18 protein-coding genes are annotated in these 22,394 nt (G+C 44.8%); 9 read left to right on the forward strand and 9 right to left on the reverse strand.

The window, feature by feature from the left end; genetic code table 11:
* The first annotated feature begins 202 nt into the window (after nucleotides 1-202).
* Nucleotides 203-1,636, forward strand: coding sequence for a DEAD/DEAH box helicase (locus ACXAER_RS13645; protein WP_474830037.1), 1,434 nt, complete (start codon nucleotides 203-205; stop codon nucleotides 1,634-1,636).
* Nucleotides 1,637-1,814: 178 nt separating this feature from the next.
* Here the strand turns inward: ACXAER_RS13645 and ACXAER_RS13650 are convergent, their stop codons facing one another.
* From ACXAER_RS13650 to ACXAER_RS13665, 4 genes are all read right to left on the reverse strand, one after another.
* Nucleotides 1,815-2,633 (reverse strand): thioredoxin family protein, encoded by an 819-nt coding sequence (locus ACXAER_RS13650; protein WP_474830039.1) that lies wholly within the window; start codon nucleotides 2,631-2,633, stop codon nucleotides 1,815-1,817.
* Nucleotides 2,634-2,696: 63 nt separating this feature from the next.
* On the reverse strand, nucleotides 2,697-4,268 hold the full coding sequence (locus ACXAER_RS13655; RefSeq protein WP_474830041.1) for a sensor histidine kinase: 1,572 nt from the start codon (nucleotides 4,266-4,268) through the stop codon (nucleotides 2,697-2,699).
* Nucleotides 4,268-4,924 carry a response regulator gene (locus ACXAER_RS13660; RefSeq protein ID WP_474804927.1) on the reverse strand — a complete coding sequence of 219 codons (657 nt, stop codon included), beginning with the start codon at nucleotides 4,922-4,924 and terminating at the stop codon, nucleotides 4,268-4,270. Before ACXAER_RS13660 ends, ACXAER_RS13655 begins: the two co-directional genes overlap by 1 nt.
* Nucleotides 4,925-5,130: 206 nt before the next feature.
* Nucleotides 5,131-7,653, reverse strand: coding sequence for a S8 family serine peptidase (locus ACXAER_RS13665; protein WP_474830043.1), 2,523 nt, complete (start codon nucleotides 7,651-7,653; stop codon nucleotides 5,131-5,133).
* Between the two features lie 439 nt (nucleotides 7,654-8,092).
* On the opposite strand from ACXAER_RS13665, the gene ACXAER_RS13670 reads away from it, so the two are divergent.
* From ACXAER_RS13670 to ACXAER_RS13690, 5 genes are all read left to right on the forward strand, one after another.
* The gene (locus ACXAER_RS13670; protein ID WP_474830045.1) at nucleotides 8,093-8,605 is read left to right on the forward strand and encodes a curlin subunit CsgB; all 513 of its coding nucleotides are present in this window, start codon (nucleotides 8,093-8,095) and stop codon (nucleotides 8,603-8,605) included.
* Between the two features lie 30 nt (nucleotides 8,606-8,635).
* On the forward strand, nucleotides 8,636-10,081 hold the full coding sequence (locus ACXAER_RS13675; RefSeq protein WP_474830047.1) for an autotransporter outer membrane beta-barrel domain-containing protein: 1,446 nt from the start codon (nucleotides 8,636-8,638) through the stop codon (nucleotides 10,079-10,081).
* 100 nt (nucleotides 10,082-10,181) lie between these two features.
* The gene (locus tag ACXAER_RS13680; protein WP_474804935.1) at nucleotides 10,182-10,529 is read left to right on the forward strand and encodes a CsgE family curli-type amyloid fiber assembly protein; all 348 of its coding nucleotides are present in this window, start codon (nucleotides 10,182-10,184) and stop codon (nucleotides 10,527-10,529) included.
* Complete coding sequence (locus tag ACXAER_RS13685; RefSeq protein ID WP_474830050.1) at nucleotides 10,529-10,978, forward strand: curli assembly protein CsgF; 450 nt, start codon at nucleotides 10,529-10,531, stop codon at nucleotides 10,976-10,978. Before ACXAER_RS13680 ends, ACXAER_RS13685 begins: the two co-directional genes overlap by 1 nt.
* An 8-nt stretch (nucleotides 10,979-10,986) precedes the next feature.
* A complete protein-coding gene (locus tag ACXAER_RS13690; protein WP_474830052.1) occupies nucleotides 10,987-11,748 on the forward strand; it encodes a CsgG/HfaB family protein in 762 nt (253 codons plus the stop codon).
* 37 nt (nucleotides 11,749-11,785) lie between these two features.
* On the opposite strand, the gene ACXAER_RS13695 is transcribed toward ACXAER_RS13690, so the two are convergent.
* Nucleotides 11,786-12,463 (reverse strand): helix-turn-helix transcriptional regulator, encoded by a 678-nt coding sequence (locus ACXAER_RS13695; RefSeq protein WP_474830054.1) that lies wholly within the window; start codon nucleotides 12,461-12,463, stop codon nucleotides 11,786-11,788.
* Nucleotides 12,464-12,735: 272 nt separating this feature from the next.
* Between ACXAER_RS13695 and dld the strand changes: the two genes are divergently transcribed.
* Entirely contained in the window at nucleotides 12,736-14,469 is a 1,734-nt protein-coding gene (gene dld / locus ACXAER_RS13700; protein ID WP_474830056.1) for a D-lactate dehydrogenase, read from the forward strand.
* A 243-nt stretch (nucleotides 14,470-14,712) separates the two neighbouring features.
* Nucleotides 14,713-16,743 (forward strand): BCCT family transporter, encoded by a 2,031-nt coding sequence (locus ACXAER_RS13705; protein ID WP_474830058.1) that lies wholly within the window; start codon nucleotides 14,713-14,715, stop codon nucleotides 16,741-16,743.
* Nucleotides 16,744-16,817: 74 nt separating this feature from the next.
* Here the strand turns inward: ACXAER_RS13705 and ACXAER_RS13710 are convergent, their stop codons facing one another.
* The 4 genes from ACXAER_RS13710 to ACXAER_RS13725 all read right to left on the reverse strand — a co-directional run bounded on the left by ACXAER_RS13710 (nucleotide 16,818) and on the right by ACXAER_RS13725 (nucleotide 21,297).
* Complete coding sequence (locus ACXAER_RS13710; protein WP_474830060.1) at nucleotides 16,818-17,582, reverse strand: zinc-dependent metalloprotease family protein; 765 nt, start codon at nucleotides 17,580-17,582, stop codon at nucleotides 16,818-16,820.
* A 70-nt stretch (nucleotides 17,583-17,652) separates the two neighbouring features.
* Entirely contained in the window at nucleotides 17,653-18,375 is a 723-nt protein-coding gene (locus ACXAER_RS13715; RefSeq protein ID WP_474830062.1) for a lipocalin/fatty-acid binding family protein, read from the reverse strand.
* Nucleotides 18,376-18,907: 532 nt separating this feature from the next.
* A complete protein-coding gene (gene mmsB / locus ACXAER_RS13720; RefSeq protein WP_474830064.1) occupies nucleotides 18,908-19,783 on the reverse strand; it encodes a 3-hydroxyisobutyrate dehydrogenase in 876 nt (291 codons plus the stop codon).
* A gap of 14 nt (nucleotides 19,784-19,797) precedes the next feature.
* Entirely contained in the window at nucleotides 19,798-21,297 is a 1,500-nt protein-coding gene (locus ACXAER_RS13725; protein WP_020744244.1) for a CoA-acylating methylmalonate-semialdehyde dehydrogenase, read from the reverse strand.
* Between the two features lie 98 nt (nucleotides 21,298-21,395).
* Between ACXAER_RS13725 and ACXAER_RS13730 the strand changes: the two genes are divergently transcribed.
* Nucleotides 21,396-22,280 carry a LysR family transcriptional regulator gene (locus tag ACXAER_RS13730; RefSeq protein ID WP_474830066.1) on the forward strand — a complete coding sequence of 295 codons (885 nt, stop codon included), beginning with the start codon at nucleotides 21,396-21,398 and terminating at the stop codon, nucleotides 22,278-22,280.
* Nucleotides 22,281-22,394 lie beyond the last annotated feature (114 nt).

The raw sequence follows: 22,394 nt of genomic DNA on the forward strand, positions 1-22,394 counted from the left end.
GATAGACTCCGCGCGCAATTTGTAAGAGTAAACACCTACGTTTTTTCTTGATGTCAAACACCAATAAGCCAAGTTGGCAATGGCGTATCTCTTTAGGTTTTCCCAGTAATCTATAACCCCCCACGGTTAGCAATAAAGCACTAGCGCTTATACCTTTGCGGTATGCAATTTTATTATAAATACCTATGACAGGAGTTTATTAATGTCATTTACCCAATTAGGGCTCGCTGAACCCTTGTTAAAAGCTATTGAAAAACGAGGATTTAGTACACCATCACCAATCCAGGAAAAGGCAATACCAGAAGTATTGCAAGGAAAGGATGTGTTGGCAGCTGCGCAAACGGGAACAGGGAAAACTGCAGGATTTGGACTTCCTATTTTACAGAGATTGATGGAAGGACAACCTGTATCTGGCAACAATGTTCGAGCACTTATCTTAACACCCACGCGTGAACTTGCTGCTCAGGTAGAAGAGAGTATCAGAGCGTTCAGTGAGTTTTTGCCATTAAAAACTGCCGTGGTATTTGGTGGTGTAGGTATTAATCCTCAAATGATGAAGCTGCGTAAAGGTGTGGATGTGTTAATTGCTACGCCTGGGCGACTGCTTGACCTCTACCAGCAAAACGCTGTTAAGTTTTCTCAGCTTGAAGTGTTGGTGTTAGATGAAGCCGACAGAATGCTTGATATGGGCTTTATTCACGACATTAAGAGAGTACTGAAGCTATTGCCACAAGAGCGTCAAAGCTTACTGTTTTCAGCCACGTTTTCTGATGAAATCACTGCGCTGGCGAAAACAATAACACGCAACCCTGTGAGTATTTCAACCGCACCAGCCAATACCACGGTAGAAGCGGTTCAGCAGCACTTAGTGACCATTGATAAATCCAAAAAGACGACCGCGCTTATTTGTCTGATCAAACAGCAGAAGTGGGAGCAGGTGTTAGTATTTAGCCGCACAAAACACGGTGCTAACCGTATTGCAGAAAAGCTAACTCGGTCAAAAATTCCAAGTGCCGCTATTCACGGTAATAAAAGCCAAGGCGCACGAACTAAAGCGCTTGCTGACTTTAAAAATGGCGCAATTAAAGTGCTGGTAGCCACCGATATCGCAGCACGCGGCATCGACATTAGTGAATTGCCTATCGTTGTAAACCTAGACTTACCCAATACGGCAGCTGATTATGTTCACCGAATTGGTCGTACAGGGCGCGCAGGCGCTAGTGGTCAGGCGTGGTCATTTGTATGTGCCGAAGAACTGCAAAACCTGAAAGATATTGAGACGCTGATTCAAAAGCTGCTTCCTCGTGAAACATTGGAAGGTTTCGAGCCTCAGCAAGCCGTGCCTGTTACCACGCTGTCTAAGCCTAAAAAGCCCAAGAAGCCGAAAAAGCCGAAAGCACCACAAGGTGAAAGCGGCAGCGAAGGTAAACGAAGTGGCGAGAATAAAAAGACGGGTCAACGCCAAGGCAACCGTAGCGGAAATGGTAATCCGCGCGCAGGTAAACCGGATTCGCGCAACAATAGCGGTGGAAAGCCTGCAGGTCGAAGACGCTCAGGAAGTGAAGGAAGTGCCGCTAAACGACCAGCTAAGCGTAGAAGTCATGCATCAAATGGGTCGAACAGCGCAAAAGCATAAATAGCTGAATATCCCCCTGATAAAATGCGGATAAACTAAAAAAGGGCGCTTCACTACGTGTGAAGGGCCCTTTTTTGTCGTTTTACCTTGATGTGGAACCAACATATCTGCGGTAACACGCGGCGATTACGAACATTTTAACTCTCGCTGAGTGGCTAATGATCTACGTGGACTGGTATTAATTCTGTTCCCAAGAAAACGGATTGTAGTGTCGCAATGCTGGCGTGGTGTTGACTCCGTTGCCATTCTCAGAATCTAACGTAAGTTCGGCGCGCTTTATCAGCGTTTTTTGCAGTTCAGTGCGAAACCCTTTGGTCTCTCTCCATAGCTGGTTAAGTTCTTCTGGGGTATCACCTTGTAAATCTTGAGCAAGCAGAGGACTAAGTTTGTCGTAAGCGCTTTGTAATCTCAGTGCTTGCTCTTTGTTGTAGGCTTTTTCTTCGTCAGTCGCTTGCCAATTAATAAACGGGGCTTTTTGGGCAGCTGTCATTGCAGGAAAGCGAGAGAAATATTGAATGTACTCCGACAAAGGAATGCTATCGGCGCGCCCCCAGATATCCATGGTCGTTCTGTTTAGCAAAGCACTGGTTTTAGGCTCAACAACCATCACAGTTGGCGTTGCATAGTAAATCGGGTAGTCAAATCGCTCGGTTATATTTCTTCTGTCTTCAAGTGTTCCCACATCAACAAATACGGTTTCATAATGAGCGCGTAGAATAAGGTCCATTTCCTTTGTCGCAAAACGCTCAGCTAAGCCAGTACTGTCGTGGCACCACTGAGCACCCAGTACAACCAAAAGTAATTTGCTTTGTTCCACAGCTCGCTGCTGTGCACTAACCACATCTTGATAGGGTGATGCAGACGGAGCGTAAGTGTAAGGACTTTCACTTTGAGTACTTACACAGCCATTTAACGTGGTGAAAGTGGCAATTAGGACAGCAATGTTCAGGCACTGTCTAAAAAAGCGGGCTCGGCGAGTAGTGAAGTTTTTTTGCATACGGTTATCAAAATAGTAGTTAAATCAACATCAATGTAGCACAAAAAGCAAAATGAAAAGCTGTTATTGGATATTGTTAGTGGGAATAGAAAGGCGTACTACAGTTCCCAGCGGGTAATCGCGGCTTATATTGAGGGTTCCATCTATCAACTTAGCGCGCTCTTTCATGGAAAGCAGGCCGAGTGTGGGCTTAGCGTTAACTGAACCTTCAATGGTGTCGGGTATACCCGCACCATCATCTGCTACAGTGAAGATAACACTTTGCGACTCATAGGAAATATCAATAGAAAGTGTCTTCGCTTCAGCATATTTGATGCTATTTGTTACCGCTTCCTGAACTATCCGATAGATGTGTATTTTCTGCTCGGGCTTAAAATTAATAGGCGCGCCGCTAAGATTGAAAGAAAAATCTATTTTTGCGCGCTTAAGCGTAGTTATGATGTCAGAGCGTTCGATCACGCTCTCGATGGGAAGAGTGTCGATACCAGAGGGACGTAAACCGCCTAGGCTCTTTTTCATTGCCTGGTACAAAGCATCTATTTTGCTGATTAATATCTCGTGGTCTTTGGTTGTGTCAATCAATGATAACTGAAGTTTTAAATCGACGATGCGGTGACCAAAATCGTCGTGCAGATCGCGAGATAAACGCTTTCTTTCATCCTCTTGTACTGCTACTAGCTTGGCAGCGAGGGCTTGTGCGTTTTGCACTGCAATTTCAAGGTCCTCGTTGTTTTGGGCCAGTTTGTTATTCAATTTACTCGACTGGTTGATAGAAGACCCTAGGATGAGACAACTTACGCATAGCGCTAAAATATAAAATTGATGCTCTATGGGAGGTAATGCGCTCTGACTGGCTACCACAAACGCTGTAATACCAATAAAAAAACAAGATAGCGCACTACCAAACACAGCATAGCGATACGATAAGAAGAGGGCAGGAAATACCGCCAGGTATTTAATTTGATAGCTGATATTAATATTTTTAGAGTAAAGATAACTACTGAAAACTAAAGTAAGTAACCATGTCCCCGCGGTTATAAACAGTGTTGATTCACTTTTATTAATATACTGGCGAGTGTAAAGCGCAAATAGAAGGGGGCAAAGAACAATAATTCCTACAAAGTCACCAAGAGAAAAATCGAACAAAATCGAAAGAAAAACCGCTACGTCAGTTTGTACTTCAATAGCCCTTCTGCCTAGAAACACTGCCCCTAGCGCTACGCTTATCAGCACGCCGAATGCCAAGGTGGCAAGGGTACTGCGGACATTATCGAAATAAGGTGCTGCAAAACGGCGTCTAAAGACATAAACACATCCGCAAACTACCGCGGGTGATATGAACAAGTGCACTACATACCAGCCGACACTTCCGCTTAAAAAGGCGGTGTTATCAAGAACGCCCCCTGGATGGAATAAAATGAAGTGGGTTAATTTTTCTGAAAAAAGTAACAACGGCCAGCTTGCTAACGGCAATAACAAAAAGGCGGCTAAGCGAACGCCAGCAGGTAAATACCAACTCACAGTCCCTGATATAATTTCAAACTGGGTGCTAAATAGCCATACGCTATGAAATAGACCGGTATATATCAAACCCATCATCAAATAGGTAGTGTTGATATACCGCCTGATATTCATTAATCCGCTTTGACTAAGGTGTCGTCATAGATGACGTCAGATACATCTAAGTATCCGGTTTCTAATGCTATACGAAGCAAGCCAAATTGAGACGTAACATTCAGTTTTTTGTAAATGTTAGTTCTGTGAACCATCACTGTTTTTGGCGCTGTATCTATGTGATAGGCAATTTGCTTGGGTTGGAAACCTTTAGCTAGTAGTAAAAAAACTTCCTTTTCTCTTTCTGTAAGAATGGAAGTCAGACGCTTATCGCCAAACGCTAATTTCTTACTGATATCTGAACTTAGGTAGTTTTCATCTTTTTCTAGTGACTCAAGTGCGTCCATCAACTCTTTTGTAGCGGCACTTTTTGTAACGTAGCCATCGGCGCCAAGCTCAAGCGCTTTACTAATATAACCCACGTGATCGTACATGCTTAGCATCAAGCATTTAACAAAAGGTGCCTCTTTCTTAATTTTGATAAGCGTGTCAAAACCATTTTCTTGAGCTAAGGAAATGTCCAAAACTGCTACATCTATGTCATCTAGAGATGCGAAGGCGGGGAGTGCGCTCAATGAACTTACAGCGTAAGCGACGTGCCAGCCATACTCTTGCTCGATGAGAGTCTTAATGCCGTCCCTTACAATTTCATGATCATCAATGAGGAGTATGTGCATGAAAAAATCAATCTATTTTTTAATGCATCAAGTGTACGTTGTATTTTTCTTATAGGGAATAAGCCGATGGCTTAGATTGATGATGCATTCTATTTCTCGCATAAAAATGCCGGCCTATCCATGGCCGGCAGTTACTTTAGCTTTAGTGTTTAGCAGTGTAAGTGCTAATAATCACTTTGCGTGTAATAGCAATACCATACGCGGTATTAAAGGTTTACCGTCACTGGCGCTGAACAAGCAGACGTTTCATCACACACCATATAGGTATATTCACCAGGCTGAACGCCACGACTTCTATCGCGATAACGACCAGTATTGCTTACTTCTTCAAGTAGTTCACCATTACGATAAATCATCACAGTATCAGCCATTGAGCCGCTATAAGATAAATCTACACGTAGTGAACCGAAGCGAGAAAGCATAGCGCGGTCAATCTCGGCAACAATATTGCTGTCTGAAACCGACACTGTCTCTGTCGAAACGCCAGTTTGGCCTTCAGAGTCAGTAACCGTAAGGGTTACATCATAGGCACCTGTACTTGCGTAAACATGAGTTGGGTTCTCTTCTGTTGAAGTCGCACCATCACCGAAGTCCCAGCTGTAGCTAACAATGTCATCATTAACGTCGTTGCTATTGTTAGTAAAGCTTACTGATAGACCTGAAGCGTCGTACGTAAACGCGGAGTTTGGCGGTGTTGGTCCTACTTCACCAATACCGGTAACGACTAGGCTCCATGTGTTAACGGTACCGTTATCACCGTTGAAGGTATCAAGCACGTTCAAGGTCCAATCGCCTGTTGCCACTTCGCCGTTAAAGGCATCAGTGTTATAGCTCTCAACGATATCATCTGTACCGCCACCTTGGTTTTGACGCAGAACGGTAGTTGTCCCTTGAGGGGAGGTAAGTGATAGTACTAGGTCACCACTATATGTATGCGTGATGTCTACCGACGCTTGCATACCAAATACCGTTAAGTCATCCGGTACGTTTATCACTAGGTCAACGCCTACATCATCTGGATCTTCTTCATTCGGTAACGTAGGTACAGCATCGCCTGAATATGCGTAAGGGAATTCGTTTAGCCCTTGCGGGTAAACGTAAAGGTTGGCAGATTTAGACTTCTCAATATCACCGCTTACACCATTAACAGTAAAGCTATAAGCGCCCCAAGGGGTATCTTCAGAGGTTTCTACTGTTAGCGAAACAGTGTCGCCAGGCATTGCGGTGCTAGCACTTAAATAGGCAATGTCACTTTCTTCGGCAAGAGAAAGCTGCACTTCTTCATCGTAGCCCGCGATAGAGCCTACTTCAATAGTGAAGGTATAAGCTTCACCCGCCTCAATTTCCGCTGAGCCTGGTGTGATGCCTAGTTTAAAGCCAGGTGTTGGGTCGGCTTCTTCTAATGCATTCAGCACATTAAGACGGTTGCCTGAAACTGTGCGACCGTCAGCCCAAAGGCTCGTTTCACCGGTAGTCATTAACAGCTCTTTCATTTCTGACGGCGTAAGCTCTGGGTTTAACGACCATACAAGGGCTGCTGCACCGGCAACATGTGGCGTAGCCATTGATGTACCAGAGTATGCGGCGTAGCCGTCGCCCGGTATAGTAGATAAAATAGCTGTACCTGGCGCTGCAATATCCACCGTTTCCAGACCGTATGAATAGCCGCTATCGCCGTCAGTTCTAGTGTGGCTTGCAACTGCCAATAAACTGTTTGTTGTAGTGACATAGTTAGACGGATAGTTGTCGACGTTGTCATTGTCTGAACCAGAGTTACCTGCTGCAGCAACAAACAAAATTCCAGCTTGGCCTGCCACTTCAATAGCGGTCTCTAGCGCTTCACTGTAGCCGCCACCGCCCCAGCTGTTGTTCGTAGCTTTTACGTTGACGCCACGGTTTTCTTTCAGGTCGGTGAAGTAATCAATACATTCGATAGCGCCAGCGGTTGACCCCGTTCCATCTGCACCGAGGAATTTACAGGCAGCGATAGACACATCGTGGTTTACGCCCACTACACCTACACCGTTTCCGCCCACAGCGCCAATAGTCCCAGCTACGTGCGTACCATGAGAATCATCGTCCATAGGGTCGGTATCACCGTTTGCTGTATCAATTCCGTAAACGTCATCAATGTAGCCGTTGCCATCATCATCAATACCGTTGCCGGCGATTTCACCTGGGTTTACCCATGCATTATCTGCAAGGTCTTCATGGTTGTAGTCAACGCCGGTATCGATAACACCTATCACTACATCGCTATCACCTGTTGTAATATCCCATGCTTCTGGTGCATCGATATCTACATCTGCAGTGCCTCCTGCTTGCCCGGTATTATCCAAGCCCCAAAGATCACCGTAAGACGGGTCGTCAGGAATCAATGCTTTGCGATATAAAAAGTTTGGCTCGGCAATTTTAACCGCCGGGTTTTTCTTCAACGTTTCAATGGCGTCTTTAACCGATTTTCCACGAAGTTGAAGTTTGGCAATGCGGCCATTTAGAAGGTTGGCGAAGCGATCATCAACCTCATCTCGATTAGCGTCGCTAATTCTTGCGCCCACTGATGAACGAGCGCGCATTTTTTCCGCTTTGCTCACATTTTCTTTGTATACAACAATAACGCTGTCATCGAAAATTTCGGCTTTCGCGGCATGTGCGTGGCTAGAAGCCATTAGCGGAAGTAGGGCTAATGACAGTGCTGAAAGGCCTGTTTTAAAAGGCGTTGTTTTCATAGTTAGATTCCATAATTAGCAAGAATGCTTTAATCACAGAACCTTCTCGTTCGGTCTGATATAACTAACGGTTAAAACTTATAACGCAAATTTAAAAACCTGCCACCCCTAACCTTAAATTTTGTTCAAAAATAATACTTAACCATTAGGGAATACGTCGAGGTATGACGTGAAGTGGTACTTATTTATTAGAAATTAGAGTGAATGCAAAGCGTTGGACCGCAAAGCAAATATGTGGTCTAACCAATGTATTTTTCCTGTTCATTTTTAGTCAAATCTAGCACTAAAGTATGAGTGTTTTTCGCTAGCCCGCAGGTTTCAGGGCAGCAGACGTTATTTTGCCGTTATAAATACAACTTAATAGTGATGGTTTCTTGTGCTTTTAAAGCGTTTTATAAAAGGGTCACCTTTGTTGTTAATTAAGGAAGTAGTCGTTCTCATGGACAAGAAACTAAAGGTTAAAAAATACCAATGCACTAAACACCTAGGTGCAATAAAAGCTACTGTGTTTTCAGCTTTAACGGTATGTAGTCTTTTAACCGTCAATTCCCCTGTCCATGCCCAACAGTCCGATTTGTCAACAAGTTCCGACATGGTGGAATCTTCTCTTTCAATGAGTCTGAATGCTCAAGCTATTACGATAGACGATGAAACGGTCTTCATTGCTGTCAGTCAGTTTGGGCTAAATAACATAACTAACATTATCCAAAGCGGCAACGGCGCCAACCTATCTAACGTTGTTCAAAACGGCAGTAATAACGAAGCTATCATCACTCAACTAGGTGAAGGTAACGTTGTTAACTTGCTGCAGCAAAACAACAACAATTATTTCGAAATTATTCAAGATGGGTTCGACAATGTTGCCAATGTTAATCAATTGGGTGAACAGTCTTTCACTGTTTATCAGATAGGGAACGAAATGGTGATTAACATCACACAATATCAAGAATGATGTGATTGCCATAGGGAGACAAATGTGAAAATGAAAAAAACAAAAATAGCGAGTGCATTGCTTTTAGTAGCAGCGTCAGGATGGGCGTCAGCTCAGGAAGTTCCTGCGACTAAAACTGTCGACTTTAACGCCACAGCAGATTTTGTAGCTGCGGCAGAAGGCAATGAAATTACGCTAACCCAAACGGCACCAGAGGGAAACGAAGTAGGTAATGAATCAGTTTTAAGCCAGGAGGGCGACCTAAACGCCATATTTGTTGAGGTAACGGGTGACGCAAACGAAGTTCTTGCTTCGCAAATGCAATCAGGCAACACCTTCTACGCGAGCGTTACTGGAAATGGCAACTTCTTGGAATCTGAGCAAGACAGTTTAAACAGTACCGCAGATTTTGTAGTTGAAGGCGACGACAACATGGTCTCACTGGTTCAGTTAGGTGACGGCGGTCCGTTTGGTTTTATTTTCAGCCGTTCAATAAATAGCATTTCGGGCAGTGGAAATACCTTGTCAGTTTATCAGGGCGATGGTGGCAATTGGGCTAATAACGCGATTTCTGGTAACGACAATACGGTCTTTGTTGACCAAAGTGGCGATTGGCACGAATCCTATGTTCGTGAACTTAGCGGCGATGCTAACGTAATTGACGTTATTCAAGATGGTTACTACAACATTTCAGATTTAACCGTAATCGGGTCTGACAATGAAGTTGAAATTGACCAAGATGGCGACCAGAACGTTATCGGTTGGACCATGATTGGCGACGGTAATGTGCTTGAGTTCGAACAAGACGGCGATGGCAATGAAATTGCTACGGGTGCGTTCGAAGGTTCGGATAACGAAGTGAACATCGATCAAATTGGGGATGTAAACTTAGCGACGGTTGAAACAATCGGCGGTGGAGCCAATACCTTTGAAATAAACCAAGTGGGTGAGGGAAACACCGCTTATGCAGGGGTAATCGGTCTTTTCAACGAGTTCGATTTAACTCAAGTAGGTGATGCTAATGAAATTAGCACAGTGAACTTCGACGGTTGGTTCAACACAGTTGAAATAGAACAAGATGGTGACTTTAACCTCGCGCTAGCTCAAGCGGGTATCGGTGATTCGACATATATCGCAGATGCAAACCTAATCGAAATGTCTCAAGAAGGTAATGAGAATACAGCATCGGTGGAATTGGCACGTGATATTTCATCGAACGGCAACGAAATTATGGTTGCTCAAACCGGGGAACTCAACCTGCTAGATCTGCTTGTTAACGGTAACGACAACATAGTAAGCGTTATGCAAGAAGGCGCAGGCAACTGGGTAACCGCTGATGCGGGGGGGCAGTTTGTTATTTCTGGTGATATGAATACGTTTGAAGTTACGCAAATGGGTAACGACAACTTAGTTACAGGTAGCATCACTGGCAATGGCGGCACGGTAAGTGTTACACAAGTTGGTGACTACAACGTAGCTACCGTTGTTCAGATGTAAATGTACTAACGTACAAAGTGAATAGCCGGGCGAGTGCCCGGCTCAGTTCAATAAAATGAAGTATCTGTATCGATTCTCCTTTCTCACACTAGTTTTAGGTGTGCTCTTTTCTCCGATTCACGCGGAAGAAATTCGCTTAGGCGGGTTACTGCTCGATAACAGTATAAGTCGCCAAGGGCACGAATTCGCTTCTCGAATTAGTCAATATTGGCGGGAGGTTCCCGACAGCTCAGGTAAAAACCTGGTAGTCAAAGAAATCATAGTGCCTCAAGCAGGTACCTTGCTATCAGTAATCTACGACAACAAAGTGGTTTACCAAACTTATATGGGGCGTAGGCAAGTTCCGATAGATGAGAAAGTGCAGCAAGCAATCATGTTGGTATTAGACGCAGTAGCAAATGCGAGTATAGACAGTAGAAGCCCAGATTTAGCAGGGGACGAATGGTAATGAAGAAAAAAATTGTAATTGCAGCGCTTGCAGTGGCGACGGTAGTAGCGCCTGCAATAACGCAGGCAACTGAATTAGTTTATGAGCCAATAAACCCGTCTTTTGGTGGCAACCCACTTAACGGCTCATTTTTATTAAGTAAAGCAAATTCGCAAAATGCGCACAGCGCTCCACTAAGCGAACGCTCATACGATGAGCGACTTCAAGACTCACTAGAACGTGCCTACATTAACCGTATCGTTCGAGAAATTACGGATATTGCATTTGGTGAACAAGAATATGATGAAGACGGCAACCCGATAGACAGCATATTCAATCAGGATAGTATTTTTGTTAGTGGTGACTTTCAGGTAGAGCTTATAACAAGCAATCCTGACAGCATTGTTGTGAACATTACTAACTTACTGACAGGTGAGGTTACTGTCGTTGAAATTCCACGGTTTGGGTAAGGAAACACATGAGAAGTACCGTTTTTTTAATAATGGCAATGGCGCTTACAGGATGTCAGTCTATCACCAATACACTACCGCCTGATACAACGGTCGCTGATGTAGTTAAAGACAGTGCCACATTATCTGAAGTAAAAAGCTTGCCCGCGCCTATGGGGCAAATTCCCGTTTCCGTGTATGCGTTTAGAGATCAGACCGGGCAATACAAGCCGAGCTCTGGGGCAAGTTCGTTTTCTACTGCGGTGACTCAGGGCGCAACCTCTATTCTTGTTCAGACTTTAAGTGAAACATCGTGGTTTTTGCCCGTTGAGCGCGAAGGACTGCAAAACATTCTTACCGAGCGAAAAATTATTCGAGCTGACGAAAGCAATGGTGGTGAGTTGCCGCCACTCACTACAGCTAGAATTATTATAGAAGGCGGCATAATCAGCTACGACACAAACATTCGTACTGGCGGAGCTGGCGTTGAATACTTCGGTGTAGGCGCAAGTGAGTTGTTCAGAGAAGATCAAATTTCTATCTATATGCGCGCGGTTGATGTGAGAACGGGTCAGGTATTGGTATCGGTTTCAACATCTAAGAAAGTGCTAAGCCAAGAGGTGAGAGCGGGATTGTTTCGGTATGTCTCGCTAAAGCGTTTGCTTGAAGCCGAAACGGGTTACACCACCAACGAACCCATGTTTGAATGCGTTAAGCAAAGCATAGAGAAAGCGGTAAGTGAATTAGTATTACAAGGTATGGAGAAAGGGGTATGGCGCGCTAAAGCATAAGCGCCATACATCATTCATACTTCAATTGATTGTCGGTTTAGTAACTCACCTGTTGGGGCTGACTAAACTGATGATCGAACCATTTGATGAGTTCAACCCTATTTCTGCATTCTGTTTTCCTAAATATGCTGTATACGTGTGTTTTCACTGTATTCACACTGATATGCAAGCAGTCTGCAATTTCTTGGTTCTGCGCACCATCGGCAATTTTACGTGTGATGGCAAGTTCCCGTTTAGTTAACACTGTGGTTGACGACTGAAGCGCAGCAACGGGCTTAGTTTTTGGCACTAGGTTGGCATCAATATAACGGCTCATAATTTCGCGACTAAACCATTTGTTGCCTGCCTGAACTTGCTGAACACCTCTAACTAACAACTCCAAACTATCTTCGATATGAAACACCCCATTGATACCGTGTTGAAGTGCCGCGTAATGAAAGTCTATGTTACTTTCTGGCACGTTGAAAATCACCTTGTTTAATTCAGGGTAATCGTTAACGACCGGCAAGCTGAACATAGCGGCAAGGTCACAATACTGAGCATCAATGAAGAAGGTATAAGTGTTATTAAGTACGCTTCTAGGCGGATGGATAGCGCCAGTCGTAACGTTAAATCCACACGAGGGCAAAATACTAAGGAATCGTTCGTAAGCCCCATCCTTTTTAGTATTCTCCGAGAAACTACTTTTTGTTAAAACGAACGCTTGGTGTGACATGAAAGCTCCTTTTCGTGTATATCAACCTTACGAACTATACAATAGCTTTACAATACTCTTGTGGTCTTACTTGCAGCGCCAAAGCGTAACAAAATGTAACAGTGAAAAGTCATTTTAATTTCGCTGAAAAAATAGCCGTTTTTTAGTGGTGGGTGAATTAAATATAAGTAAATTATATCTATAAAAAACGTCTTCCCCCTTTGTTAAAAATGGCGTTAGTGTATAGTTCATCACCAAGTTCATCCTTCCAACACTTCAACACAGAGAGAATCATGACCGTAAACGTTGACACTCAGTCTTTGATTGCATCTATGCGCGATGTAGTAGGGCAAGCCTATTTGTTAACAGATAAAGCGAAAAAGCAGCCATATACAAAAGGATTTCGCTTTGGCGCAGGTGAGGCGCTCGCGGTAGTAAGACCGGGAACATTGGTGGAAATTTGGCGTGTGTTGAAGCTGTGTGTTGATGCCGATGTTGCGGTCATTATGCAGGCGGCAAATACAGGGTTAACGGGGGGGTCTACGCCAGACGGGAAAGATTACGATAGAGCTCTTGTTATTATAAGCACTATGCGAATTGATGAAATTCAGCTGGTAGATAATGGTAAACAAATTGTAGGTTTAGCCGGCAGTACCCTATTTGGATTGGAAGAGAAGCTTGCGCCTTACGGCCGTGAACCTCACTCAGTGATTGGGTCTTCATGTATTGGCGCATCCATCGTGGGTGGAATCTGCAACAATTCAGGTGGCGCTTTGGTTAAACGAGGTCCTGCCTATACCGAGCTTGCTCTTTTTGCGCAAATTGATGCCAGCGGCAAGTTATCTTTGGTAAACAACCTTGGCATTAACCTGGGGAGCGAACCAGAAGAGATTTTAAATAACCTTGAAAACAAGCGTTATAAAGAGACTGATGTTCAGCACCCCGACGCTCGCGCCTCAGATAACGAATATGATGAGCGTGTACGAGATGTAGACTCTGACACACCATCGCGTTTCAATAACGACGGCAGGCGACTTCACGACGCTTCAGGCTGTGCAGGCAAACTAGCTGTGTTTGCAGTAAGGCTAGACACGTTTCCTATTCCTGAGAAAAAGCAGGTATTTTATGTGGGGTCTAACGACGCCACAGTGTTTACCAAAGTGCGCCGCGACATACTTTCTACTTTCAAGAACTTGCCAGACTCGGGTGAGTACCTTCACCGTGACTGCTACGACGTATCAAAGAAATACGGTAAAGATATGTTTATCGTTATCAGCAAGCTTGGCGCCAAATTCATTCCTAAGCTGTTTGCATTTAAGCGCAAATTTGACGCATTTACCGACAAGTTAGGTTTTTTACCCAACAAAATGTCAGACCGCGTCATGCAGTACATGAGCTATATTTTTCCTAATCACTTACCCAAGCGCATGGAAGCGTTTAGGGATAAATATCAGCATCACTGGATTTTGGAAATGAGCAACGACGGGGTAGATGAAGCTAAAGCCTATCTAAATGAGTTCTTTAAAACCAATGAAGGTGGCTACTTCGAGTGTACGGAAGAAGAAGCTGATAAAGCGATTTTACACCGCTTTGTTGCCGGTGGAGCAATAGGTCGCTACCACGTAATGCACAGTAAAGACGTGGGCGCTATGATGACCATAGACGTTGCACTTCGCCGTAACGACCCTGATTGGTTTGAAGTATTGCCTAAAGAAATAGACGACCAGATAGATACCAAACTCTATTATGGTCATTTGTTTTGTCACGTTATGCACCAAAACTATGTATTGAAGAAAGGCGCCGACGCGAAAGTGTTGAAAGGCAAAATTCTAGAAACCTTTGATGCAAGAAGTGCTGAATACCCCGCAGAGCATAATGTGGGTCATGAATATTTTGCTAAAGATGCACTTAAAAATTTCTACCGCGAACTCGACCCAACTAACAGCTTTAATCCAGGTATAGGCAAAACCACCAAGCTTAAAAACTGGGCTGAGCATGAAGGCGGATGTTGTGGTGGGCATCATTAATAGCCTGGTGAATTAAAACACCTCATAAGGTTCTGCTTGTCGTTTTCTAAACTGAAGCCATGCAGAACCCTTATTCTTTCCAACTTACCTTTTGCAGTTAGGTTTTCAAACAAGTCCTGAGATCACCACCACCTTGTCTAATCTGGCCTGACCTGAACCAAACTCGATCCCCGCTAGTAACAAAAGGAAGTGTTTAAACTTTCACAGGTTATTAGCTTACCTGTAAGTGAAAAGGGATTTGCTATGAAAGGCCAAGTAAATAACTCCACCATTCTTCTTCCTGTGTTTATTCCCGCCGTTGCTATTATTTTGCTATTGGTTATCGGAACAATTAGTAACCCCGAACTTGCCGGAAAGGCCTTCGACAGTACGTTGGCATGGATAACCCAAACGTTTGGCTGGTTCTATATGCTATCGGTAGCCATCTTCTTGGTGTTCATCGTGTCGGTGGCGTCTTCAAGTTGGGGAAATATAAGATTAGGGCCAGACCATGCTGAGCCTCAATACGCCTTTCCCGAGTGGTTTTCCATGTTATTTTCGGCAGGATACGGTGTGGCACTGCTCTATTTCGGTGTGGCTGAACCCGTTCTCCACTATTCATCGCCGCCTGCAGGAGCAGCTGAAACTGTTGATGCGGCGAAACAAGCCATGCAAATCGCATTTTTTCATTGGGGTTTTCACATCTGGGCGATCTACGGGCTAGTCGGTTTGGTTCTTGCCTATTTTGCTTTTCGACATGGCTTGCCCTTGTCTATCCGTTCGGCTTTGTATCCGCTGATAGGGGATAAAATTTATGGCCCTATAGGTCATGCGGTAGATGTATTCGCCATTCTCGGTACATTATTTGGTATCGCCACTACACTCGGACTATCCGTTACACAGATCAATGCGGGGCTTAACTATCTTTCTGGCGATATCCCCATTGATATCATGGTGCAGGTAGGCACCATTGCTATCGTAACCATTGCCGCAACAATATCGGTTATCGCGGGCATGGATAAAGGCATTAAGAGGCTGTCAATTCTCAATATGGTGCTGGCTGTATCGCTTATGAGCACAGTCTTTATCTTCGGAGAAACGGTTCATATTTTAGAAACCTTTTTACAGAACACAGGAAGTTATATCAACGGCATCATTGAGCGTACCTTTAATCTTCAGGCCTACAGTCGCAGCGATTGGATTGGCAACTGGACGCTGTTTATTTTTGGCTGGACCATCGCTTGGGCGCCTTTTGTAGGCATGTTTATCGCCAAAATAAGTCGAGGCAGAACCATTAGGCAGTTTGTTTTTGGTGTAATGCTTGTGCCTACCATGTTCACTTTCCTTTGGTTTTCCGTGTTTGGCGACACCGCGCTAAATGCCATTATGAACCAAGGTGTTACTACACTCATTAGCGATGTGCAGGAAAACGAAGCGGTGGCCTTATTTAAGCTCTATGACTTGCTACCTGGCGCGTCAATCATGTCAGGCTTGACCGTGTTATTGATCATTACGTTCTTTGTGACTTCATCAGATTCTGGGTCGCTGGTTATCGATTCTCTTGCTTCTGGTGGTAAAGAAGAAAGCCCGGTTTGGCAGCGTATCTTCTGGGCGTGTTTGGAAGGAACCGTTGCAGCAGTGTTGCTTTTGGCTGGCGGGCTGAATGCTCTGCAAACGATGACCATTGCGAGCGCATTACCATTCGCCTTCATTATGCTAGCGTCTGCAGCAGGTTTATGGCGTGCGCTTGTCATTGAAGGCTATCGAAATAACAGTTTGAAGGCGAATACGCTAAATAGAAACCACGGTCGCTCGACTAGCCTAAAAGGCCGACTCGCAGCAATGGTCGATTACCCAAGCCGAAATGAGGTGCATGAGTTTATTGATAAAACTGTGATTGCAGCAATGAAAGACGTACAAGCTGCTTTGAAAGCGCGAGAGTGGGAGGCGTTTGTTAAGCTTGATGAGGAAACGGGAAGGGCCACCTTTACCGTAGAGCGTCACGATCACATGGATTTTATCTACGATATCCGTATGACTGAATATTTAGTGCCTGGGTTTAGCTACGCAGAGCTGCGTTCAGAAGAAGACGAGTCGGAAAAATATTTTCGCGCTGAAGTGTTCCTTCGCCGCGGAGGGCAAGCTTACGATATTTACGGATATGATAAAGAAAGTATTACTAAGGACATTTTAGATCAGTTCGAAAGTTACTTGCACTTCCTCGATACCAGCCCAGGCGAACTGCCTTGGGAAATGGATGCGTATGATGACATGTTGACGCAGCCTAAAGAGTAAACAATCTGCAGGGGCTTAGGTTGAAGGGAAAGCAAGGCTGCTTTCCCTTATTTATCCCCTAATTAATTACTTACTTAGAAGTAGTTAGCAATTTGGTTAATAACCGCATTTACTGCGCGGTAGGCATTAGATTCGTTTTCAACGCCACAGGCTTGGCCATTACAGCCTGACCAGTAAGGGTCAGAGAAATAGTCTAGCTGGGTGGCACTACCGAACGCCTGAGGATAGGCCATGATAGTTGAGAAGTTATTATCAACGCCGTGACCGATACCATCATTATATACACCGCCTACTGAACCTTGGCGAACAGAGTGGCCTAAGCCCATATTGTGACCGAGTTCATGAACAAATGTAGACAGGCCGCAGTCAACGGCGCTGATGCTGTACATGCGGCTTTGCGAACTAGAGTACAATGTACCGTTGTTGCCTTGGCCTACCCAGCCAATGCCGCACACGTAACCCGCTAGCTGACCGCCTTCATAAATGTTTTCACGATTACCTAAAAGCACAACCATGTCTGCGCCGTTTGAAGATCGTGCGTTTTGCACACCACTGCTATCAGTTAACAGGTCTAGCGCACTTTCTGTAGGTTGAAGGTCGCTAGATGTAGCAGCAGAAGACTGAGCGCCCACTAAACGCAACTGTAAATCTATCGCATTATTTTGATAAACACGGTTGGCGTGTGAGATGTATTGGTTAATTTTAGTGTCGATATTAGACACATTGTTAGCAGCCGGTTGGGTGTAAAGCACCATTACATCGATGGTGGCTGCTGTTACTGATGTTACACAAAGCAGTGAAACTGCCATTGCCGTTAAACACTTAAATGTGTGTTTCATTTTTATTTCCTTCTTGTTGTTTTATTTGAGCTTGTTGAATTTCCTGTGAAGCTCAACAGGCACTAGGGGATTAGTTTTGACCGAGATCGAAGACTTCTTCGGCGTTGTCGTCGCTAAGCGGGCGTTCGCTGTCGGGTTCACGTTCGATGTGGTTTTGCATCATTGAAGACTTTGGTGCGATCCACGCGTATTTATCATTGCCTTCAAGCACAAACACGTCGCGAGGCGTGGCTAAGTTTCCGTAGGTGGCGTTTTCGCCAAGCGTTATAACGGCGGCGTAGAGAGAGCCCGCACCTGGGATGTGGGCCTCTACGGTACGATCGCCGTTTGGATGAGTGACAACGTGGTCAACTTCACCGGTGTAACTGCCACCGAATTGTGGGATGTATAAATCGAGATACTCGCCAACTTCTACCGTCATTAATTCTTCACGATCAAGCTCAATGTAAGCTTCATCGGTTACGTCAGCGGGAATATAGCCTTCTGCTTCAAGTACCTTTTTGCCATCTTCTGATGTTGTCCAGACTATGGTGTCTTTCTCTGATCTACCGTTAGTAGTAGTTGTAGCCTGAGCTTTTAGCTCGGCTTCATTTTTTGGTTTGAAGTTATCGACACCGGTCGATAACACTTTGCCGTTTCGTTGCCTTTCAACAGCGCTTTCTTTACCAACAGATTTGGTCTCAGCATTTGCCGCTGCTACCTCTTTTTTGCCCGAGGGGGTTGTATCGATAAAGGCGAAAATACAACCAATAGCTACAATTGCCGTCGAAGCGGCAACAATACGCTTTTTCATAGTGTGTTCCTTTTATTTTTACTTACTGAATTTAGGAAATTGAACGTTAGAAATTAGCGACACTCTGCTTCTCAAAGCGCGCTCTAAGTGAGCGATATAGAGAACCAATGTGTTTAGTGAAATTGCTTGGTGAGTTAAGTAAGTCATTAAAAAGTATAGTATTTTCACGGTTGTAAAAGTATCGCTTTGCATAAGGGGGTATAAAATTTAGCCCTTTAATGCAGTGTAAATTTCTTAGGCTAAATACGGGATTGCAAGATGTAGACCGAACGCAGAATTGGCTTGTTTTAACCATGTGAGTGAGAACGAATAAGTCACCTGAAAATGGCTTCTGGATGATGAAAAGAGAACACTAAAAATAACGAAGGAATAATTCCACTTGATAAGAGAGATAGCGAGGTAACAAGAGCGCAAAAAAAAAGCGGGACAGGTAGGGAAAATATAAAAAAAGAGCGAGTAAAATCCTTTACTCGCTAAGCAAGAAGGCCACCTCTTCTGAGGGAAAGTGACCGACGGAGAAAAAGTGGCTTTCTTACGCTAATCGCCTAATTATTGATGAAAAATCCATACCTGCATTGCCTTCTTCGCAATGCATTTCAAACCATTTTGCAGCAAGCTCACCCATAGGTACTTGCGCGTTGACGCCCTTCGCGCCCTGCATGGCCAGCCCCAAATCTTTGAGCATAAGCGCAGCGGCGAAACCGCCTGCAAAATCGTTATCAGCTGGGCTTTGAGGCCCTACACCTTTCACAGGACAGTAAGTGGTCATTGACCATGTCTGTCCCGAGGCATTTGACGCGATATCGAAGAACACTTGCGCATCTAAGCCTAGTTTTTGTGCAAGCTGGAAGCTTTCACACGTCGCAATCATGGTCGCGCCGAGCAACATGTTATTGCAAATCTTCGCAGCTTGCCCCGCACCATGACCGCCCGCATGAACAATTTTTTTGCCCATAGCGCCGAGTACGCCTTGGGCCTTTTCAAACGCGTCAGCGTCGCCACCCACCATAAAGGTAAGTGTGCCGCCCGCAGCAGCTGCAACACCACCAGAGACCGGTGCATCGAGCATTTTAAGGCCTTTTTTCTCAGCCAGTTCTGATACATTTTTCGCTGTTTCAACGTCAATAGTAGAGCAGTCAATAAGCAAGGTGCCTTCGTGTACAGAAGTCAGGATCTGATTTGAGTAGATATCCAGCACGTGCTTGCCCGCTGGCAGCATAGTAATAACGATGTCAGCTTCAGCGGCAGCTTGCTCGGTACTTTGCGCAATAGTGCAGCCTGCTTCTTTGGCTTTGGCCAGTGCCGCTTCGCTTAAGTCAAAAGCCAATACGTTGTAATCGTTCTTAACCAGATTATCTGCCATCCCTGAGCCCATATTGCCCAGGCCGATAAATGCCACAGTGGTCATAAAAATCTCCTTGCTTAGCCCATGGTTGGAATAACAAAGGCGTTGTCGTTGGTATCTGAACCATCAGGCCAGCGTTGCGTAATGGTTTTAACCTTGGTCCAGAACTTTACTCCTTCCATACCATGTTGATTGGTATCGCCAAATGCAGAGCGCTTCCAGCCCCCAAAAGTATGGTAGGCAACAGGTACAGGAATAGGTACGTTAATCCCAACCATGCCCACGTTTACACGTTGCGCAAATTCACGCGCCGCATGGCCGTTACGGGTGTACATAGCAACACCATTACCGTATTGATGATCACTTGCTAAGTTGACCGCTTCGTTGAAATCTTTAGCGCGAACCATTTGCAGCACTGGCCCAAAAATTTCTTCTTGGTATGAGCGCATGTCTTTGGTTACGTGGTCGAAGAACGTTGGGCCGATGAAGTAGCCTTGACTGTCGTCTGGGATCTGACTGGTTCTGCCATCGTAAACAAGTTCAGCACCTTCTTCTATGCAAAGGTCGATATAGCCTTCAACGCGCTCTTTGTGCGCAGCAGTAACCACAGGGCCATAATGAGCGTTAGGATCTTCACTATGACTTACCATAATGTCTTTAATCGCCGGAATAAGCTTGGCTTTCAGTTTCTCAGCGGTTTCATCGCCCACTGGAACGACCACCGGCAGCGCCATACAGCGTTCACCAGCACTGCCGTATGCAGCACCTACCAGATCTGTTACCACCTGATCTAAATCAGCATCAGGCATCACGATGCCATGGTTTTTAGCGCCGCCCATAGCTTGAACGCGCTTACCAGCACGCGCGCCACGCTCATATACATAGTTGGCTATATCAGAAGAGCCTACAAAGCTCACCGCCTTGATAGTTTGATGATCCAAAATACCATCAACCACTTCTTTGTTACCGTGAACAACGTTAAGCACACCTGCAGGAAGGCCCGCTTCAATCATAAGCTTTGCCAATTCAACAGGTACAGACGGATCGCGCTCCGATGGTTTCAGAATAAACGCGTTACCACAGGCAATTGCCACACCGAACATCCACATAGGGATCATGGCCGGGAAGTTAAATGGCGTAATACCTGCCACTACACCCAGTGCTTGGCGCATGGAATATACATCGATACCTGGGCCTGCGCCTTCGGTATACTCACCTTTTTGCGCATGAGGGATACCGCAGGCAAACTCGATAACTTCAAGACCACGCTGAATGTCGCCCTGTGCATCAACCAACACTTTTCCGTGCTCGCTAGATAATAGTGCCGCTAAGCGGTCGCGGTTTGCTTCAACTAGCTCTTTAAACTTGAACATAACACGAGCGCGCCGTTGAGGGTTTGTCGCTGCCCACTCAACCTGTGCAGCTTGGGCTGTTTCAATCGCATAGGCTAACGTTGAAGTGTTAGCTAAGCTTACTTCAGCCTGCACTTCGCCGGTGTTAGGCGCAAATACCGACGCGGTATTTTCACTACTATCCTCAAAATCTTTACCTGCAATAAAGTGAACAATCTTTCTCATGACATAGCTCCTGTAATTTTTAACAATATTGAAACCTTGTGTTTGCAAAGGCAATACATATACTTGCAGTATGGTGCTGTAAAAATGCAGGTGTTTAAGTGAATTGGGATGACATGCGTTTATTTCTTGGTTTAGCAAGAAATGGTCGTGTAGCTATTGCAGCTAAAGGCTTAAAGGTAGACCCTACGACATTAATTCGTCGTGTAAAAAAGCTGGAAGACTCATTAAATTGCAAGTTGTTCGAGCTAACTAAAAAGGGATATGTGCTAACCACACATGGTAGTGAGCTAGTTACGTATATTGAAAAAGCAGAGCATTACTTTCTAGAGGCCCAAAATGAATTAGGTGATGAACGTTCGCATTTGGCAGGTACGATAAGGGTGAGTGTTTCGGAAGGTTTCGGCAGTTGGTTTTTGGCGCCATTGCTTCCCAATTTTAAAAAACAGTATCCGGGGATCAGTATTGAGCTTGTGGCAACCAGCGGCTTTTTAAACCTGAACAAACGAGAAGCCGATATGGCTATCTTGCTCGAAAAGCCCAGCAAAGGTTTGCTAGTTACACAAAAATTGACTGATTATCACCTTTATCTTTATACCCATCATTCCCTTATCAGCGACAATAAGCCACAAACATTAAAAGACCTTTCCGCGTTCAATTTAGTGAGCTACGTTCCCGATTTGGTTTACGCCCCCCAATTGAAATTCATTGAAGAAACCGCACTGTCACAGTTAAGTGCCCTTCGCAGTACCAGTATAAATGCGCAGTATCAAATGCTTGTCAATGGCGCAGGGGTAGGTATTTTGCCTAAATTCATGGCTGAGAAACAACCAGGCTTGGTTCGCCTCATTGAAAATGAGATCCACATTAAGCGCACGTTTTGGTTGGCGACGCATAAAGAAACCCACTCTCAAGCTCGCTTCCAAGTGTTCACGCAATGGCTTCAAGAAAATGTCGAGCGGTACCAGTCTCGATTTATCGATTAACCCATCGTAGCGATAACATTACGTGGGGCCTTTACCTTACCTGTCTTGTTAAGAAAATTAAGTTCTCGCCCCTAGAACACGTCTAAGTTTGCGAAAGAAGCAGCCAGAGCTGGG

The sequence above is a fragment of the Alteromonas sp. AWJ4_199 genome (assembly GCF_056159165.1).

Bases quoted from the DNA above. Each gene is read 5' to 3' on its own strand.
- ACXAER_RS13645 (WP_474830037.1), top strand. From the start codon at position 203: ATGTCATTTACCCAATTAGGGCTCGCTGAACCCTTGTTAAAAGCTATT.
- ACXAER_RS13650 (WP_474830039.1), bottom strand. From the start codon at position 2,633: ATGCAAAAAAACTTCACTACTCGCCGAGCCCGCTTTTTTAGACAGTGC.
- ACXAER_RS13655 (WP_474830041.1), bottom strand. From the start codon at position 4,268: ATGAATATCAGGCGGTATATCAACACTACCTATTTGATGATGGGTTTG.
- ACXAER_RS13660 (WP_474804927.1), bottom strand. From the start codon at position 4,924: ATGCACATACTCCTCATTGATGATCATGAAATTGTAAGGGACGGCATT.
- ACXAER_RS13665 (WP_474830043.1), bottom strand. From the start codon at position 7,653: ATGAAAACAACGCCTTTTAAAACAGGCCTTTCAGCACTGTCATTAGCC.
- ACXAER_RS13670 (WP_474830045.1), top strand. From the start codon at position 8,093: ATGGACAAGAAACTAAAGGTTAAAAAATACCAATGCACTAAACACCTA.
- ACXAER_RS13675 (WP_474830047.1), top strand. From the start codon at position 8,636: ATGAAAAAAACAAAAATAGCGAGTGCATTGCTTTTAGTAGCAGCGTCA.
- ACXAER_RS13685 (WP_474830050.1), top strand. From the start codon at position 10,529: ATGAAGAAAAAAATTGTAATTGCAGCGCTTGCAGTGGCGACGGTAGTA.
- ACXAER_RS13690 (WP_474830052.1), top strand. From the start codon at position 10,987: ATGAGAAGTACCGTTTTTTTAATAATGGCAATGGCGCTTACAGGATGT.
- ACXAER_RS13695 (WP_474830054.1), bottom strand. From the start codon at position 12,463: ATGTCACACCAAGCGTTCGTTTTAACAAAAAGTAGTTTCTCGGAGAAT.
- dld (WP_474830056.1), top strand. From the start codon at position 12,736: ATGACCGTAAACGTTGACACTCAGTCTTTGATTGCATCTATGCGCGAT.
- ACXAER_RS13705 (WP_474830058.1), top strand. From the start codon at position 14,713: ATGAAAGGCCAAGTAAATAACTCCACCATTCTTCTTCCTGTGTTTATT.
- ACXAER_RS13710 (WP_474830060.1), bottom strand. From the start codon at position 17,582: ATGAAACACACATTTAAGTGTTTAACGGCAATGGCAGTTTCACTGCTT.
- ACXAER_RS13715 (WP_474830062.1), bottom strand. From the start codon at position 18,375: ATGAAAAAGCGTATTGTTGCCGCTTCGACGGCAATTGTAGCTATTGGT.
- mmsB (WP_474830064.1), bottom strand. From the start codon at position 19,783: ATGACCACTGTGGCATTTATCGGCCTGGGCAATATGGGCTCAGGGATG.
- ACXAER_RS13725 (WP_020744244.1), bottom strand. From the start codon at position 21,297: ATGAGAAAGATTGTTCACTTTATTGCAGGTAAAGATTTTGAGGATAGT.